At 66.9% G+C, this 15504-nt stretch carries 19 protein-coding genes; 8 read left to right on the top strand and 11 right to left on the bottom strand.

The window, feature by feature from the left end:
• Positions 1-8: 8 nt before the first annotated feature.
• The 3 genes from AAFF32_RS14960 to asnS all read right to left on the bottom strand — a co-directional run bounded on the left by AAFF32_RS14960 (position 9) and on the right by asnS (position 2147).
• A complete protein-coding gene (locus AAFF32_RS14960) occupies positions 9-317 on the bottom strand; it encodes a hypothetical protein (protein ID WP_216966944.1) in 309 nt (102 codons plus the stop codon).
• A complete protein-coding gene (locus AAFF32_RS14955; protein WP_216966948.1) occupies positions 314-619 on the bottom strand; it encodes a hypothetical protein in 306 nt (101 codons plus the stop codon). Before AAFF32_RS14955 ends, AAFF32_RS14960 begins: the two co-directional genes overlap by 4 nt.
• A gap of 127 nt (positions 620-746) precedes the next feature.
• Positions 747-2147 (bottom strand): asparagine--tRNA ligase, encoded by a 1401-nt coding sequence (asnS, locus tag AAFF32_RS14950; RefSeq protein ID WP_342315611.1) that lies wholly within the window; start codon positions 2145-2147, stop codon positions 747-749.
• Between the two features lie 132 nt (positions 2148-2279).
• On the opposite strand from asnS, the gene AAFF32_RS14945 reads away from it, so the two are divergent.
• Together AAFF32_RS14945 and AAFF32_RS14940 are read left to right on the top strand one after the other, a co-directional pair.
• Positions 2280-2618, top strand: coding sequence for an iron-sulfur cluster assembly accessory protein (locus tag AAFF32_RS14945; RefSeq protein ID WP_216966953.1), 339 nt, complete (start codon positions 2280-2282; stop codon positions 2616-2618).
• A 142-nt stretch (positions 2619-2760) separates the two neighbouring features.
• On the top strand, positions 2761-4275 hold the full coding sequence (locus tag AAFF32_RS14940) for a fumarate hydratase (protein WP_216967150.1): 1515 nt from the start codon (positions 2761-2763) through the stop codon (positions 4273-4275).
• A 59-nt stretch (positions 4276-4334) separates the two neighbouring features.
• Here AAFF32_RS14940 and AAFF32_RS14935 read toward each other — a convergent pair whose 3' ends face one another.
• From AAFF32_RS14935 to AAFF32_RS14920, 4 genes are all read right to left on the bottom strand, one after another.
• A complete protein-coding gene (locus AAFF32_RS14935) occupies positions 4335-5456 on the bottom strand; it encodes a sterol desaturase family protein (RefSeq protein ID WP_216966956.1) in 1122 nt (373 codons plus the stop codon).
• 109 nt (positions 5457-5565) lie between these two features.
• On the bottom strand, positions 5566-6522 hold the full coding sequence (locus AAFF32_RS14930) for a patatin-like phospholipase family protein (protein WP_342315610.1): 957 nt from the start codon (positions 6520-6522) through the stop codon (positions 5566-5568).
• Between the two features lie 114 nt (positions 6523-6636).
• Positions 6637-7806 carry a phospholipase A gene (locus AAFF32_RS14925; protein ID WP_342315609.1) on the bottom strand — a complete coding sequence of 390 codons (1170 nt, stop codon included), beginning with the start codon at positions 7804-7806 and terminating at the stop codon, positions 6637-6639.
• 77 nt (positions 7807-7883) lie between these two features.
• Positions 7884-8369, bottom strand: a complete 486-nt coding sequence (locus AAFF32_RS14920; RefSeq protein WP_342315608.1) for a DUF456 domain-containing protein — start codon at positions 8367-8369, stop codon at positions 7884-7886.
• Positions 8370-8585: 216 nt separating this feature from the next.
• Between AAFF32_RS14920 and AAFF32_RS14915 the strand changes: the two genes are divergently transcribed.
• Positions 8586-8795, top strand: coding sequence for a cold-shock protein (locus AAFF32_RS14915; protein WP_206860859.1), 210 nt, complete (start codon positions 8586-8588; stop codon positions 8793-8795).
• Positions 8796-9018: 223 nt separating this feature from the next.
• On the opposite strand, the gene AAFF32_RS14910 is transcribed toward AAFF32_RS14915, so the two are convergent.
• Positions 9019-9507, bottom strand: a complete 489-nt coding sequence (locus AAFF32_RS14910) for a glycine zipper 2TM domain-containing protein (protein WP_216966968.1) — start codon at positions 9505-9507, stop codon at positions 9019-9021.
• 126 nt (positions 9508-9633) lie between these two features.
• Positions 9634-10068, bottom strand: a complete 435-nt coding sequence (locus AAFF32_RS14905; RefSeq protein WP_216966971.1) for a cytochrome c — start codon at positions 10066-10068, stop codon at positions 9634-9636.
• A gap of 83 nt (positions 10069-10151) precedes the next feature.
• Here AAFF32_RS14905 and AAFF32_RS14900 point away from each other — a divergent pair, with 83 nt between their 5' ends.
• Positions 10152-11000 carry a tRNA threonylcarbamoyladenosine dehydratase gene (locus AAFF32_RS14900; protein WP_342315607.1) on the top strand — a complete coding sequence of 283 codons (849 nt, stop codon included), beginning with the start codon at positions 10152-10154 and terminating at the stop codon, positions 10998-11000.
• On the opposite strand, the gene AAFF32_RS14895 is transcribed toward AAFF32_RS14900, so the two are convergent.
• Both AAFF32_RS14895 and AAFF32_RS14890 read right to left on the bottom strand, forming a co-directional pair.
• Positions 10997-11770, bottom strand: a complete 774-nt coding sequence (locus AAFF32_RS14895) for a TatD family hydrolase (protein ID WP_342315606.1) — start codon at positions 11768-11770, stop codon at positions 10997-10999. The genes AAFF32_RS14900 and AAFF32_RS14895 overlap by 4 nt on opposite strands.
• Positions 11771-11778: 8 nt before the next feature.
• Complete coding sequence (locus AAFF32_RS14890) at positions 11779-11997, bottom strand: DUF6116 family protein (protein WP_216966982.1); 219 nt, start codon at positions 11995-11997, stop codon at positions 11779-11781.
• A 175-nt stretch (positions 11998-12172) separates the two neighbouring features.
• On the opposite strand from AAFF32_RS14890, the gene AAFF32_RS14885 reads away from it, so the two are divergent.
• From AAFF32_RS14885 to AAFF32_RS14870, 4 genes are all read left to right on the top strand, one after another.
• Positions 12173-12967 carry a glycine zipper 2TM domain-containing protein gene (locus tag AAFF32_RS14885; RefSeq protein WP_216966985.1) on the top strand — a complete coding sequence of 265 codons (795 nt, stop codon included), beginning with the start codon at positions 12173-12175 and terminating at the stop codon, positions 12965-12967.
• A gap of 159 nt (positions 12968-13126) precedes the next feature.
• A complete protein-coding gene (locus AAFF32_RS14880; RefSeq protein WP_216966988.1) occupies positions 13127-14290 on the top strand; it encodes an acyl-CoA dehydrogenase family protein in 1164 nt (387 codons plus the stop codon).
• Positions 14291-14302: 12 nt separating this feature from the next.
• Complete coding sequence (locus tag AAFF32_RS14875; RefSeq protein ID WP_342315605.1) at positions 14303-14857, top strand: GNAT family N-acetyltransferase; 555 nt, start codon at positions 14303-14305, stop codon at positions 14855-14857.
• The gene (locus AAFF32_RS14870; protein WP_342317284.1) at positions 14857-15495 is read left to right on the top strand and encodes a glutathione S-transferase family protein; all 639 of its coding nucleotides are present in this window, start codon (positions 14857-14859) and stop codon (positions 15493-15495) included. Before AAFF32_RS14875 ends, AAFF32_RS14870 begins: the two co-directional genes overlap by 1 nt.
• The last annotated feature ends 9 nt before the right edge of the window (positions 15496-15504 follow it).

Genomic DNA, 15504 nt, shown 5'->3' with positions numbered 1-15504 from the left:
GGCGATGGTCAGTGCCGCGAGGGAAGCTGCTGGACCATCTGCGGGCGCAGCACGTCGAGGCCTTCGCCGCTGGGCGGGACGAGTTCGTCCAGCGTGAAGCCGCGATTGCGCGCGTCGTCGTCGTCGAGGCCGTCGAGTGCGACGAACTCCGCGTCCATCAGCGCAGCGCGTGCGCTGTCCTCGCTGTCGTACGGCTGGAGGACGCCGTCGCTGTCGAGCACTTCGGCGGTGCCGGCGTCGAGCATGCGCAGGCGTGCCCAGATCAGCGTGCGGCCGATCGTGGCGAGCCACCACTGGTCGTTGACGTTGTCGTTCATCCGATCACCACGGCAAGAAGCCAGAGCAGGGCGGCGCATACGAGGCCGCCGATGATGGTCAACAGCGAGATCCTGGCGGGGCTCGCAAGACCGTTGAGGTTGCCGTCGTGCACCGACAGGTAGCCACGACGCAGCAGCCAGCCCCACGCCGACGGCCGCGCGAACGCGCCTTCGCCCAACTGCGCCTGCAACTGCGGATGGCGGTCGCGGATGTGCACCAGCGACAACGGCCAGAAGATCACGAACGCGCAGAAGCCGGCGATGGCGATGGCGACGAAGAGCAGGGAGAAGAACAGGATCACAGGCGTGGGATTCGGGATTGGGGATTGGGGATTCGCAAAAGCGACGCGACGTGTTGGGCAACATCAGAACGGCGGGACGCGCGTTTTACCAATCTCGAATCCCGAATCTCCAATCCCGTAGATCGCATCAATACTCCGCGCTGCCCGGCGCGCGCGGGTAGGGGATCGCATCGCGGATGTTGCTCAGGCCGCACACGTACACCACCAGGCGCTCGAAGCCCAGGCCGAAGCCGGCGTGCGGCACGGTGCCGTAGCGGCGGAAATCGCGGTACCAGCCGTAGTGCGCCGGATCCAGGCCGAACTGCGCCATGCGCGCGTCCAGCATGTCCAGGCGCTCCTCGCGCTGGCTGCCGCCGATGATCTCGCCGATGCCCGGCGCCAGCACGTCCATCGCGGCGACGGTCTTGCCGTCGTCGTTCAGGCGCATGTAGAAGGCCTTGATGTGCTCGGGATAGTTGGTGACCACGACCGGGCGGCCGACGTGTTCCTCGGTGAGCCAGCGCTCGTGCTCGGTCTGCAGGTCCAGGCCCCATTCGACCGGGAAGTCGAACTTCTTCTTCGCGTTCTGCAGAAGCTTGATCGCATCGGTGTATTCGATGCGTTCGAACGGCGCGTTGACGAACGACTCCAGACGCGTGATCGCGTCGGGCTGCACGCGTTCGGCGATGAAGGCCATGTCGTCGCCGCGCTCGTTGAGCACGGCGCGGAACATGTACTTGAGGAATTCCTCGGCCACGCGCGCGTCTTCGGCCAGGTCGGCGAAGGCGATTTCCGGTTCGATCATCCAGAACTCGGCCAGGTGGCGCGTGGTGTTGCTGTTCTCGGCGCGGAACGTCGGACCGAAGGTGTAGACCTTGCTCAGCGACAGCGCGTAGGCCTCGACGTTGAGCTGGCCGGACACGGTCAGGAAGGTTTCCTTGCCGAAGAAATCGCGGCTGAAATCGACCGCGCCCTTGTCGTCGCGCGGCAGGTTCGCCATGTCCAGCGTGGAGACGCGGAACATCTGGCCGGCGCCCTCGGCGTCGGAGGTCGTCACGATCGGCGTGGAGATCCAATAGAAGCCGTTCTCGTGGAAGTAGCGGTGCGCGGCCTTGGCCAGGCAGTCGCGGATGCGCGTGACGGCGCCGAACAGATTGGTGCGCGGGCGCAGGTGGGCGACTTCGCGCAGGAACTCCAGCGAATGCGCCTTGGGCTGGATGGGGTAGGTTTCCGGGTCCTCGACCCAGCCGACGACCTCCAGGCGGCTGGCCTGGATCTCGAACGCCTGTCCCTGGCCCTGCGAGGCCACCAGCGTGCCGGTGGCGATCACCGCGCAGCCGGCGGTGAGGCGCTTCACCTCGGATTCGTAGTTGGCCAGGTCCGACGGGGCGACGACCTGGATCGGCGCGAAGCACGAGCCATCGCTGACGTTGACGAAGCTGAGCCCGGCCTTGGAATCGCGCCGGGTGCGCACCCAGCCACGGACCGTGACTTCGCCACCCGCCGGGATCTTGCCCGCGAGCGCCTGTTCGACGCTGACCACCGTCATGCCTTGAATCCTTGCCGCTTCGGGCCAATTAGGGGAAAGGCCGGAGTTTACCGAACGCCCGGCACCACGTCGCTATAATCCCCATGCGGTAATCCCGCGCAGTAACTCATTGATGTCAGCCGGAGTCCTTTAATGGCCGTCACCCTCGCTCCCGCCGCTCTCGCCCGCGTCCAGCGCTATCTCGTCGAAGATCCCGGCGCGATCGGCCTGCGCTTCGGCGTGACCCGCACGGGCTGTTCGGGCTGGCAGTACAAGGCCGACCTGACCCGCGAGCAGGGCGCTGACGACACGGTGTTCGAGCAGGAGGGCGTGCGCGTTTACGTCGACGCGCTGAGCCTGCCGCTGGTGGACGGCACGGAAATCGACCTGGTCAAGCAGCGGCTGGGCGAGCAGTTCCTGTTCCGCAACCCGAACGTCACGGCCGAATGCGGCTGCGGCGAGAGCTTCACGACCAAGGCCGACGCGGCCTGATACCCGATTCCCGGCCGCCTGCGGCGGCCTGCCCATCCCGCGCGAGGGGTGGGGCTCGGCCGACGGGCTAGAATGGCGGTTCCGCCGCCAGCCCTGAAAGCCCGCCGTGAGCAAGACCGCACCTCAGCCGTCCAGCCAGCCCGTGTCCATCCGTCAGGAAGACCTGATCCAGTCCGTCGCGGACGCGCTGCAGTACATCAGCTACTACCACCCGGTCGACTACATCCAGAACCTCGCCGCCGCGTACGAGCGCGAGGAGTCGCCGGCGGCGAAGGACGCCATCGCCCAGATCCTGATCAACTCGCGCATGTGCGCCGAGGGCCACCGCCCGATCTGCCAGGACACCGGCATCGTCACCGTGTTCCTCGAGATCGGCATGAACGTGCGCTGGGACGACGCCACGATGGGCGTGGAGGACATGGTCCACGAAGGCGTGCGCCGCGCCTACAACCACCCGGACAACAAGCTGCGCGCCTCGGTGCTGGCCGACCCCGCCGGCAAGCGCACCAACACGAAGGACAACACGCCCGGCGTGGTCAACGTGAAGGTCGTGCCGGGCAATACGGTGGACGTGATCGTCGCCGCGAAGGGCGGCGGTTCGGAGGCGAAGTCGAAGTTCGCGATGCTCAACCCGTCCGACTCCATCGTCGACTGGGTGCTCAAGACCGTGCCGACGATGGGCGCCGGCTGGTGCCCGCCGGGCATGCTCGGCATCGGCATCGGCGGTACCGCGGAGAAGGCGATGCTGCTGGCCAAGGAAGCGCTGATGGAGCCGATCGACATCACCGATCTGCAGGCCCGCGGCGCATCCAACCGTGCCGAGGAACTGCGCCTGGAGCTGTACGAGAAGGTCAACGCGCTGGGCATCGGCGCGCAGGGCCTGGGCGGTCTGACCACGGTGCTCGATATCAAGGTCAAGGATTACCCGACGCACGCGGCGAACCTGCCGGTCGCGCTGATTCCGAACTGCGCCGCCACGCGCCACGCGCATTTCACGCTGGACGGCAGCGGCCCGGTGATGCTGGATCCGCCGTCGCTGGCCGACTGGCCGGAGCTGACCTACGACGCCTCCAAGGGCCGTCGCGTCAACCTCGACACGCTGACCAAGGAAGACGTCGCCAGCTGGAAGCCGGGCGAAGTGCTGCTGCTCAACGGCAAGCTGCTGACCGGCCGCGACGCCGCGCACAAGCGCATGGTCGACATGCTCAACAAGGGCGAAGCGCTGCCGGTCGATCTGCGCGGCCGCTTCATCTACTACGTCGGCCCGGTCGATCCGGTGCGCGATGAAGTCGTCGGCCCCGCCGGCCCGACCACCGCCACGCGCATGGACAAGTTCACCGAGCAGGTGCTGGCGCAGACCGGCCTGCTGGGCATGGTCGGCAAGGCCGAACGCGGCCCGACGGCGATCGAGGCGATCCGCAAGCACCAGTCGGCCTACCTGATGGCGGTCGGCGGCGCGGCGTACCTCGTTTCGAAGGCGATCAAGGCGGCGAAGGTCGTCGGTTTCGCCGATCTGGGCATGGAAGCGATCTACGAGTTCGAAGTGCAGGACATGCCGGTCACCGTCGCCGTGGATTCCACCGGCGAGTCCGTGCACAACACCGGCCCGCGCGAATGGCAGGCGAAGATCGGCAAGATTCCGGTCGTGGTGGCGTAAGTCCTACGCCTCGCTCCGCCGGATGACCCTCTCCCGTTCGCGGGAGAGGGTGGGCTCGATCAGGCGACGTGGTCGTCGTAGGTCTTGCGCGAGCGGAACGGCATCAGGTGCTGGCGCACGATTCCGCGCGGCACCGTCTCCAGTTTCATCACCCCGTACTCCGCGGGCCACGTCTGGTCACGCGGCAGCTTGAACGTGCCCATGAGCATGTCCACCAGCGGCAGGTGGATGGCGTAGTTGACGTCGATGTAGTCGCGGTGCCGCGCATGGTGCCAGTGGTGGTAGCGCGGCAGCACGAGGATGTATTCCAGCCATCCGAAGCGGACGCCCAGGTTGGCGTGGGCCAGCACTGCCTGCAGGCCGACGAGGATCACGTAGGCGTTGATCGCCGAAGCCGAGAATCCCAGCACCAGCAGCGGCAGCATGACCGCGCTGCGCGTCAGCACGATTTCCACCAGATGGATGCGCGAACCCGCCAGCCAGTCCATTTCGCGGCTGGAGTGGTGCACGGCGTGGAAGCGCCAGAGCCACGGGATGTTGTGGTACGCACGGTGCAGCAATGCCTGGGCCATGTCGGCCATGAAGACCGCAAGCAGGAACTGGAGCCACACCGGCATCGACTGGATTAGGGATTTCAGCGACGGGAACGCGGCCAGTCCGGCGACCGTGGAGGTGGAGGCCGTCACCAGGATCAGGATGAACTGCACCAGCACATGGCTCATGAAGAAGTACGCCAGGTCGGTGCGCCAGCCCGGGCGCAGTGGCGAGAGGGTTCGTTGGCCGAGGTAGCGCTCCAGCGGCACGAAGACCAGCGCGGAAAAGAACAGCGAGATCACAAACCAGTCCAGACCGAGCGAGTACGGCGTCTTCCCGATCGCATCGAACGTCACGTTGGTGCCGCCCAGCAGCACCGCCGCCGTCGCGCATCCCACGCCCACCAGGGCCGCGCGCCGATTGCGGCCGCGCAGGATCGCAAACGTCCCCATGCAGAACGCCGCCACCAGGCCGGCCAGCAGAAGATGGCGCGCGAACGCCTCGGTGTACGCGGTGCGGAACTCCTTGCTCGTCAGCAGTTCCGGGAAGTGGAAGCACAGCACCGCCAGCAGGCTCAGCACGCCGAGCAGGGCCGAGGAGTAGGCGAGGAAGGAGCGTCGGAAACGCCGGGCGACGGGTGGACTCATGGACATCCTGTCACGGTGGATTGCGCGCAGGATGCCCGTTCCATCCGCGCCGCTCAATCAGCGAAATGCCCGTGCCGGAGCGGGCCGGAGGACGGGCGGCGGGCCGTGACTACAGCCGCGTCACCAGCGTCGCCAGCTTCTTCCGCGTTTCCTCGCGCTGGAGGTAGTCCTGCGCCATCGCCTCCAGTGCGGCAATGTTGGTCGCGGTCACATCGTCCAGGTCGTCCAGCCCGGTCATCAGCTCGGCCTGCAGGCGGAAGTACCCGTCGCCGACGAGGTGCTGCGCGATGTAGTCCACCGCGTCGGTGTTGCCGTCGAACAGCACGTCGATGATGGGAATCGCCCACTCGATCGCGCCCCATTCGCGGGCCGATTTCAGGTCGATCGGACGGCTGCGTTCGCCCGTGCCGACCGAGAGCACCACCAGGTCCTGCGCGCTGTCCACGCGCACATCCTTGCGCATGGCTTCGGCGATCGCGCAGGCCGTCGGGTTGTTGGCGACCACGCCGCCGTCGATCATCGCGCGTGCCCGGCCTTCGACCGTCATCGGGTGTGCAGGGAAGTAGACGGGCGCGGCCGTCGAGGCGCGGCAGACCTCCCACATCGGCAGGTCCGCGTGCTCGGGCTTGAAGCTCTTGAAGACGACGGGCTTGCGGGAAATCGTGTCGTAACTGGTGATCAGCAGCGGGATCTTCGACTGCCCCAGCCGGGTGTCGCCAAAGACCTTGCGCAGCACTTCCTCCAGCCCCGTCCCGTCGTAGCGCGGGGCCGACAGCCCCTGGGTGAACATGCGTCCGGCACGCGACCACAGGCGCTGCGCCATGCCGGGAAAGATGAGGTGGCGATGCTGGCGATAGAGCCGCGCCAGTTCCATCGGCGCCAGTCCGATGGCCAGTCCGCAGCCGACGATGGCCCCGGTGGAACTGCCGGCGAGCAGGTCGAAGGACTTCAGCAGTCCCGGCTTGCCGGCGCGGGCGAGGGCGTCCTCGACGCCCGCCAGCCAGTGGCAGCTCACCAGCCCGCGGATGCCGCCGCCGTCGAGCGAAAGGATGCGTCGCATGTCCATCGTGGCGTCTCCGTGCACGCGATCTCCGCAGGATCGTCATGATCGGACAACCGGGTCGCGCAGGTTGCGAACCGGCTCACGTCACGATGGATCGGGCCGCGGCGCAGAGTCCGTTCAGTACCACTCGAACAGGGAAACGCCCAGGCCGATGTAGGTCGCCTTGTGGTTGTAGTCGATGAGGCTCTCGCCGTAGCCGTCGAACACCTGCAGGTGGCCGCGCAGGTTGTTGGAAATCGGGAAACCCCAGTCGAACTGCAGCGCGCCGTGCGAACGGTCGCCGCCGCGCAGCGAGTGGCGGCCCATCAGCGAGAACTGGTGCCCGCCGCGCACGTAGACCAGCGTGGCGTCGCCACGGCCGATGTAGTCCTCGATGTCGCGGTTGTTGTCGTCGTTCGCGCTTTCCTTGACGCGCCACCACGGGCGCACCGTCAGCGCCCAGTTCTCGCGGTCCAGGCCGATCAGCCCGATCACGCGGTTCCAGCTGCGTGAGAGCGGGTCGGCGCGGCCGTTGGACTGGTGGTTCACGCCGATGCCGAGCAGTCGGCCGTTCCATCCACCCAGGTGGTAGTTGTTGCGGAAGGTCAGCATGACCTCCGGTTCGTAGTTGGTCTCGCGGAACGGGCGCGATTCCTCCGCGTTGTAGACCTGCCAGTGGGACGACTGGGTATAGGCCATCCACAGATCGCCGTTGTCGCCGAAGATGTTCTCCCAGGCCTTGGTCTTGAAGCTGAGCTGGAACTTGGCTTCCAGCGAATCCAGGCCGAGCGGCGTATTGACCGTGTTGTTCGGGTTGGGCGAGGAGGGCGTCTCGTTCGGATCGCTGCTCCAGAACGCGGGCAGTAGGTACACCGGCTTGTAGGCGCGGAAGTTCCAGGTGCCCAGCTTGGAGTCCTTGGCCAGCTCCCAGCGGCTGTCGAGCAGTGAGCCCTTGCCGGCGTTGGCGATGGCGCGGTCGAGTGTGTCTTCCATCGGGTACAGATCGCTGCCCGTCGGGGCCGGCGTCTGTTCTTCGGGCACCACTTCCTCCGCCAGCTCCAGGTTCTTCTGGATAGCCTTGGCTTCCTTCGCGGCGATGTCGGCACCGCGGGTGTCACGCGCGCTGCGCCCGAGTGCGGCGTCGTAGCAGGCCAGGCGATCGGCGTCGACGACGATCGAGACGCAGGCTTCCGGCGTGATGGGGTGGGCCGGTGTCTGTGCCAGCGCCGGCAACGGCGTGGCGACAAGCAGGCTGAAGGCGGTCAGGGAAAGTCGGTTGCGTGGGGCATCGTGCCTGGGGGACGGCATGGGTCACTCGCAAAGGGGGGACGGGCGTCGCAAGCCAGTGTCGCATCGCAACACGGGCCGGCCGTGAACGAGGAAGGCTAGAAGAACCAGGCCGCCGCGAACAGCCCCAGCATCGCGAAGGCGAGGCCGAGTTTGAGCACGACTCCAAACACGATGCCCAGCCAGGTACCGAAACCGACCTTGGTGGCCCGGCGGACTTCGCGGCCGTGGATGAGCTCGCCGCCGAGCGCGCCGACGAAGGGCCCGGCGAACAGACCGATCGGGCCGAAGAACAGCCCGGCAAACGTTCCGATCATGGCCCCGGCCACGGCGAGTTTGCTCGCCCCCACGCGCTTGGCGCCGACGGCGGTGGCAAGGAAATCGATGCCGATGGAAAGGACGGTCAGCAGGCCCAGGATCACCAGCACGACCCAGCCCACCTCGCGGAAATCCCCGGCCCAGGCGGCCAGCAACATTCCGGCGAATACCAGGGGCAGGCCGGGCAGGGCGGGCAGCACCGTACCGGCGATGCCGACGAGGATCAGAAGCCCGGCCAGAACGTAATAAAGTGCCTGTAAATCCATCCCGCTATACCCCATTCCTACGGGCACTTTGCCCGGATTGCATTTTCGCCCAGCGCGGGTTACGTTGCGGGCGCTGTGTTTGCCAGGGTCACCGTGAATCGTGGCCCGATGCGGTTGATCATCGATCCGCTACATCGTTGCACCTCGCTTCCTCCTTGCAACCAGCACGTGGCTTGCCACGTTTTCAACCAGCAACGTTTCAAGGAGTGAGTGCCAATGTCAGGTCGTGAAACCGGTACCGTCAAGTGGTTCAACGATGCCAAGGGCTTCGGCTTCATCAGCCGGGAGAACGGTGAGGATGTGTTCGTGCACTTCCGCGCGATCCAGACTCAGGGCTTCAAGAGCCTGAAGGAAGGCCAAAAGGTTTCCTTCACCGTCGTGCAAGGCCAGAAGGGTCTGCAGGCCGACGCCGTACAGCCGCTCTGATCCGGAGCCGCTGCAGTCGCGTTCGTCGCGACAGGCAATGAAAAACCCGGCAACCGCCGGGTTTTTCTTTTTCCGATCCCACTCGCGCAAACCTCGCGAGTATGCAGGCGTGGGTCATCGATAATCCCGATGTCGAATCCGCATATCGCCGTGCAGTCTTTGCTGCCCTCGCTGCAAATGAAACGGCCCGCTTGCGCGGGCCGTTTTTTTCCGTATGCGGGAGTTACTGCGCCCAGGCCTTGCCGTTGTAAACGCGCACATAGGACCCTTCGCGGATATTGCCCAGGTCCTTCTGCGTGACCACGGTGCTGCGGCCGTCGTTCATGCGCACATACACGTTGAACGAAGCGTTGTTGGTGTTCTTCTGGATCGCATTGCCGGCCAAAGCGCCGCCGACTGCGCCAGCGGCCGCGGAGACGTTCTGGTTGCCCTTGCTGCCGCCGGTGTGGGCCGAGATCTCATGGCCGGCCACGGCACCGACGATGCCGCCCAGGATCGCGCCCGTGGCGCTGGGCGCGCTGCTGCCGGCACTCACCTGCTCGATGCGCGTCACGGTGCCGCAGTCGTAGCAGTTGGCGGGCGTGGTGCTGTAACCGCCGCCGCCATAGCTCGGCGCCGGCGCGCTGCTGTAGCCGGGCGAGGTGGCGCAGCCGGCCAGCGCGATGGTGGCGGCAGCGGCGACACCGAGCAGACGGACGTTCTGGATATTCATGCGCGACTCCTTGTGGATGGCCGGGCCGAGTCGGCCCCGTCGCCATGGCGGTCACGCTAGACGCGGCGCAGTGAACTGCCGATCAATGTCAGGCCGTTCCCCGTTCGCGCTTTCCGGAACGTTCAGTCAGCGGAAGTCCTGATGACAACCCTTGCACGATTCGCCGATGCCTTGCGCGAGCGTGCCCACGCTGGCGCAGCTGAGCGGCGGGTTGGCCAGCGCGGCGTCCAGTCGCGCGCGCATCTTGCTTGCGTGTTCGGCGAAGCGCTTGTCGTCGGCGAGGTCCGGGAAGGCCGGCTCCAGATCGTCGGCCATGGTGCGCAGCGCCTTGAGGTTGGGCAGCACGTCGGTGGCGGCGCAACGATTCTGCTCGACCTTCTTCTTCAACTGCCCCAGGTGCCACTGCTGTACGTGCATCACGCCGTCGTGGAAATGGTCCTTGCGCGCGTCGATGGCCCGCATCGCCATCACCGTGGCGACGACGCCGATCACCAGGCCGATCAAGAACAGGAACAGATAACGCGAAGCGTTGCTGCGCGGCTTGCTGGGCTGGGTGCTCATGCCTGGCCTCGATCCGAGAATTCGCGGCACGATAGCACGCGCTCCGGAACGGCCCGTGCCCGCGCGGCGCTTACAATGTCGCGATGAGCACGTCCCCCATTCCCGCGCAGACCGTCCCCGAACACGCCCTCGACCCCGCGTGGCTAGAACGCTTCGCCGGCGTGGATCGCCTTTACGGCACGGGGACCGTCGCGCATCTGGCCGGCTGCCGCGTTGCGGTGATCGGCATGGGCGGCGTGGGCTCTTGGGTGGCCGAGGCGCTGGCGCGTACCGGCGTGGGCCACCTGACCCTGATCGACGCCGACGACCTGTGCGTTTCCAACACCAACCGCCAGTTGCCGGCGCTCGCCGGCCAGTACGGTCGCGTGAAGGTGGAGGCGATGGCCGAACGCAGCCGCGCGATCAACCCGCAGATTACGGTGGAGGCCATCGCCAGCTTCGTCACGCCCTCGAACCTGGAGGAAATGCTGGACCGTGGCTTCGATCTGGTCATCGATGCCTGCGACAGCTTTCGGACCAAGGTCGTGATGGCCGCGTGGTGCCGGCGCCGCAAGCTGCCGTTGATCGTGGTCGGCTCGGCCGGTGGTCGCACCGACGCGACCCTGGTGCGCGTGCGCGATCTTTCGCGCACCGAGCACGACGCGATGCTGGCGCTGGTGCGCAAGAAGCTGCGCAGCGAGTTCAATTTCCCGAAGAACGCCGACCGCTACTTCGGCATCTCCGCGATCTACTCGCTGGAGAACGTGAAGTACCCGCAACCCGACGGCACGGTCTGCGGCATCCGCCCGCAAGTGTCCGGCGACGCGGCGCTGAAGCTGGACTGCGGTGCCGGCCTGGGCGCTGCGACGCACATCACCGGCACGTTCGCCTTCGCGGCGGTCGGGCGCGCGCTGGAGCTGCTGCTCAAGCGCAAGGGCGCCGCGCGCGCTTAGGTGCGGGGCAGGGCGAACAGGCGCTCGGCGTTCGCGCTGGTGGCGCGGGCGACGGCCTCGACGGACTCGCCGCGCAGCTCGGCGATGGTCGCCAACACCTGCGGCAGTCGCGAGGGCTCGTTGCGTTGGCCGCGGATGCACGCGTCCGGCTGATCGGGCGCATCGGTTTCCAGCAGCAGGTGTTCGATTGGCATGGTCGCGGCGAGTTTGCGCAGCCGGTTGGCGCGGTCGTAGGTGACCGGCCCGCCGAGCCCGAGCAGGAAGCCGTGCTTCCACAATTGTTTCGCCTGCTCCTGGCTGCCCGAGAAGCTGTGCACCACGCCGCGTAGCCCGCTGATGCGGCGGATCGTCGCGATCACCGCATCCACGGCGCGGCGCGCGTGCACGATGACGGGCAGGTCGAAGTCGCGCGCGATCTTAAGTTGCCCCTCGAAGAAATGCTGCTGGCGATCGGGATCGAGCCCTTCGATGAAGTAGTCCAGCCCGCATTCGCCCACGGCGACGGGGCGCTCGCGTTCGATCCATTCGCGCAGTTGCACGAGGTGCTCGTCGCGGTGGACGTCCAGCAGCATCGGGTGCAGGCCGTAGGCGGCGTGCAGGCGCTCGTCGGCCGCGCAGACCTCGCGCAGTTTCGGCCAGCTCGCGGCGTCCACCGCGGGCACGATCTGCCGGTCCACGCCGGCCTCACGTGCGCGTTCGATCACCGCATCGCGGTCGCGGTCGAACTCGGCGTCATCCAGGTGGCAGTGGGTGTCGACGAGCGCGGGCACGGGCGGATTCAGCGCTGGACCGGCGGGGGCGGGAGTGGGGCGTCCTTGCGCTTTTTCCAGCTCGCCAGGAGCAGCGTGCCCAGGCCGAGCAGGAGTTCATCCGCCAGTGGAATGAAGTCGGGCACGACCAGATCCACCAGGAACAGGGCCGCCGCCACCAGGAACAGGCGCGGGAAGCTGAGCTTCGACAAATAGCCGAGCAGCGGGGCAGTGATTGGGGAGGCCATGGCAGATCCAGTTTGACGGTGGTCCCAGAGACGCCAAGTAGCGTGCCTAAACCAGTTCACAGTTTCGACAGCTTGATGTTAAAAAATCGGCGGCCGTTCAGCTTGCCAGTGCTCGAATGGCGCCATCCACCAACCGCGGGCCCACCCGCCGCAGAGGCTAGAAATGAACAAGAACATGCTCGCTGTCGCCCTGGCTTCGCTGCTCGTCGGCGGTGTCGCAGTGGCCGCATTCAACAGCTTCCGCAGCAACGACACGACCCCGGCCGCGGCGACCGGCGCCGAGGCCCTGCCTGGCCAGGAGGGCGATATCGGCGCCGACGGCGCGATCGATGCCAACAAGGTCGAATACGCCGACGTGACCAACGTCAAGGCGGTCTCGGAGAAGGAAAAGCTCTACGCGACGGTCATCGGCACCGACGCCATCCGTGAGACCAGCACCACCTCGACCCCGCGCGAAGTCTGCGAGGACGTGGTCGTGCAGGAGCGCGCCCCGGAGCGTGACGGCAACGTCGGCGGCACCGTGGCCGGCGCGGTCATCGGCGGCCTGCTGGGCAACCAGGTGGGCGGCGGCAACGGCAAGAAGGCCGCGACCGTCGGCGGCGCGGTGGCCGGTGGCTTCATCGGCAACCAGATCGACAAGCGCCACGTCGGCGGCAAGGTCACCAGCCGTACCGAGCGCCAGTGCCACACCGTGTCCTCGACGTCCGAGTCCTCGCGCGTGACCGGCTACAACGTGACGTACCGCAACCCGGACGGCACCACCGGCACCATGCGCACCGACAGCAAGCCGGGCAGCCGCATCCTGTTGGGCGAAGAAGACAAGGTCATCGGCTACGACGTGACCTACCGCTACGAAGGCACCGAGCAGACCATCCGCATGGACGAGCGCCCGGTCGCGGGCCGTCTGCCGGTGATCGACGGCCAGGTCGTGACGCAGACCGCCGCCGCCGCGGGCACCACGCGCGGCTGATACCGCAGGACATTGCCGAAGTACCCGACGGGGCCGGAGCGATCCGGCCCCGTTTTCTTTGGCGCTGCGGAAATCCCTGGTGCCGCAAGCGTTTACGCAGCCTTACCCCCGCCGCGGGGCCCCCGTACAATGGCGGTCTTTCCCCTAGTCGAGCGCGCCATGGCCCTGCATCCGTACGACCTCTTCGACGTCCGCTCCCTGCTCACCGAAGAGGAGCGCGCCGTACAGGACACGGTGGCCCGGTTCACCAACGAGCGCGTATTGCCGATCATCGGCGACGCCTTCGACCAGGGTCGTTTCCCGAAGGAACTGGTCGGCGAGATCGCCGAGCTGGGCCTGCTGGGCTCCTCGCTGCCCGAGAAGTACGGCTGCGCCGGCCTCAACGCCGTCAGCTACGGCCTGATCTGCCAGGAGCTGGAACGCGGCGACAGCGGCATCCGCAGCTTCGTCAGCGTGCAGTCCTCGCTGTGCATGTACCCCATCTACGCCTACGGCAGCGAAGAACAGCGCGAGCGCTGGCTGCCCGACATGGCCGCCGGCAAGGTCATCGGCTGCTTCGGCCTGACCGAACCGCACGGCGGTTCCGATCCGGCGAACATGAAGACCAACGCCCGGCGCGACGGCGGCGACTGGATCCTCAACGGTTCCAAGATGTGGATCACCAACGGCAACGTCGCCGACATCGCCATCGTCTGGGCGCAGACGGATGAAGGCATCCAGGGCTTCGTCGTCGAAAAGGGCATGCCCGGCTTCGCCGCGCAGGAAATCAAGCACAAGATGAGCCTGCGCGCCTCGGTGACCAGCTCGCTGTTCTTCGACAACGTGCGCGTGCCCGACGCCAACCGACTGCCCAACGTGAAGGGTCTGAAGGGTCCGCTGGGCTGCCTCACGCAGGCGCGCTACGGCATCACCTGGGGCCCGATCGGCGCCGCCATCGCGTGCCTGGATGAAGCGCTGAACTACACCAAGGAACGCATCCTGTTCGACCGCCCCGTGGCGGCCACGCAGAGCGCGCAGATCAAGATGGCCGAGATGGCCCGTCGCATCACGCTCGCGCAGCTGCTGGTGCTGCAGCTGGGTCGCCTGAAGGACGCGGGCACCATGCAGCCGGCGCAGGTCTCGCTGGCGAAGTGGAACAACTGCCGCATGGCGATCGACATCGCGCGCGAATGCCGTGACCTGCTCGGCGGCGCCGGCATCACCACCGAACACGCCGCGATCCGCCACGCGCTGAACCTGGAATCGGTGATCACGTACGAAGGCACCGAGACCGTGCACCAGCTCGTGATCGGGCGTGAACTCACCGGCATCAACGCGTTCTGAGTGGGGCCGGCGATGCAGCTGGGTCCCACACTCGAAACGCAGCGACTGATCCTGCGCCCGCCGCAGGCCGAGGACTTCGAGGCCTGGGCGGCGTTTAAGGCCGATGAGGAAACCTGCCGCCACATCGGCGGCGTCGAAGCGCGTCCGGCCGCATGGCGCAGCTTCGCCGCGATGATTGGCGTGTGGCACCTCAAGGGCTTCGCGATGTTCTCGGTGATCGAGAAGGCCAGCGGCGAGTGGGTCGGTCGCGTGGGCCCGTGGCAGCCGGAAGGCTGGCCGGGCACGGAAGTGGGCTGGAGCATCGTGCGCGATCGCTGGGGCCGTGGTTACGGGCCGGAAGCGGCGATCGCGACGATCGACTGGTCGTTCGACGAACTGGGCTGGAGCGAGGTGATCCACACCATCGGTCCGGAGAACACCAACTCGAAGTCCGTGGCCGCCAAACTCGGATCGACCCTGCTGCGCATGGGCCGGCTGCCGGCGCCGTACGACACCAAGGACATCGAAATCTGGGGCCAGTCGCGCGAGCAATGGCTGGCGCGACGCGAACGCGAGGGCGCAAAGTGATCACCGTCTACGGATATTCCGCTTCCGGCAACTGCCACAAGCTGCGCCTGCTGCTCACGCAACTGGAACGCGAGTTCAAATGGGTGGACGTCGACAGTACCGCCGGCGCCACGCGCACGCCGGAGTACCTGGCGAAAAACCCCAACGGCAAGGTGCCGATGATCGAACTCGACGACGGTCGCATCCTGACCGAGTCGAACGCGATCCTGTGCTACCTCGCCGAAGGCACGCCGTTCTTCGTCGGCGACACCTACCAGCGCGCGCTTGTGCTGAGCTGGCTGTTCTTCGAGCAGTACAGCCACGAGCCGTACATTGCCGTGGCGCGTTTCATTCGCGGCTGGACCCCGCTGGATTCACCGCGGCGCGCTTCGCTGCCGCAATTGCGCGAGCGTGGAAACCAGGCGCTCGCGGTGATGGAGCAGCATCTGAAATCGAACGCGTGGTTCAGTGGCGAGGCCTACGGGATCGCCGACATCGCGCTGTTCGCCTACACCGGCGTGGCGGACGAGGGCGGGTTCGACTTGTCCGCATATCCGGCCGTGCTGGCGTGGCTGGAGCGCGTGCGGCAGACGCCGCGTTTCGTCGCCATGCCCGCGCCGCCCGTCGAAGCCCTGTCGCGGCTCGCCCTGCCGGACTGAACCCCGAAT

The sequence above is a fragment of the Lysobacter sp. FW306-1B-D06B genome (assembly GCF_038446665.1).
Classification (GTDB): domain Bacteria; phylum Pseudomonadota; class Gammaproteobacteria; order Xanthomonadales; family Xanthomonadaceae; genus Lysobacter_J.
This window is presented reverse-complemented; position numbering and strand designations above follow the sequence as displayed.

Excerpts from the sequence above, each read along its gene's own strand:
- AAFF32_RS14960 (WP_216966944.1), bottom strand. The coding sequence starts at position 317 with ATGAACGACAACGTCAACGACCAGTGGTGGCTCGCCACGATCGGCCGC.
- asnS (WP_342315611.1), bottom strand. The coding sequence starts at position 2,147 with ATGACGGTGGTCAGCGTCGAACAGGCGCTCGCGGGCAAGATCCCGGCG.
- AAFF32_RS14945 (WP_216966953.1), top strand. The coding sequence starts at position 2,280 with ATGGCCGTCACCCTCGCTCCCGCCGCTCTCGCCCGCGTCCAGCGCTAT.
- AAFF32_RS14935 (WP_216966956.1), bottom strand. The coding sequence starts at position 5,456 with ATGAGTCCACCCGTCGCCCGGCGTTTCCGACGCTCCTTCCTCGCCTAC.
- AAFF32_RS14930 (WP_342315610.1), bottom strand. The coding sequence starts at position 6,522 with ATGGACATGCGACGCATCCTTTCGCTCGACGGCGGCGGCATCCGCGGG.
- AAFF32_RS14925 (WP_342315609.1), bottom strand. The coding sequence starts at position 7,806 with ATGCCGTCCCCCAGGCACGATGCCCCACGCAACCGACTTTCCCTGACC.
- AAFF32_RS14920 (WP_342315608.1), bottom strand. The coding sequence starts at position 8,369 with ATGGATTTACAGGCACTTTATTACGTTCTGGCCGGGCTTCTGATCCTC.
- AAFF32_RS14915 (WP_206860859.1), top strand. The coding sequence starts at position 8,586 with ATGTCAGGTCGTGAAACCGGTACCGTCAAGTGGTTCAACGATGCCAAG.
- AAFF32_RS14910 (WP_216966968.1), bottom strand. The coding sequence starts at position 9,507 with ATGAATATCCAGAACGTCCGTCTGCTCGGTGTCGCCGCTGCCGCCACC.
- AAFF32_RS14905 (WP_216966971.1), bottom strand. The coding sequence starts at position 10,068 with ATGAGCACCCAGCCCAGCAAGCCGCGCAGCAACGCTTCGCGTTATCTG.
- AAFF32_RS14900 (WP_342315607.1), top strand. The coding sequence starts at position 10,152 with ATGAGCACGTCCCCCATTCCCGCGCAGACCGTCCCCGAACACGCCCTC.
- AAFF32_RS14890 (WP_216966982.1), bottom strand. The coding sequence starts at position 11,997 with ATGGCCTCCCCAATCACTGCCCCGCTGCTCGGCTATTTGTCGAAGCTC.
- AAFF32_RS14885 (WP_216966985.1), top strand. The coding sequence starts at position 12,173 with ATGCTCGCTGTCGCCCTGGCTTCGCTGCTCGTCGGCGGTGTCGCAGTG.
- AAFF32_RS14880 (WP_216966988.1), top strand. The coding sequence starts at position 13,127 with ATGGCCCTGCATCCGTACGACCTCTTCGACGTCCGCTCCCTGCTCACC.
- AAFF32_RS14875 (WP_342315605.1), top strand. The coding sequence starts at position 14,303 with ATGCAGCTGGGTCCCACACTCGAAACGCAGCGACTGATCCTGCGCCCG.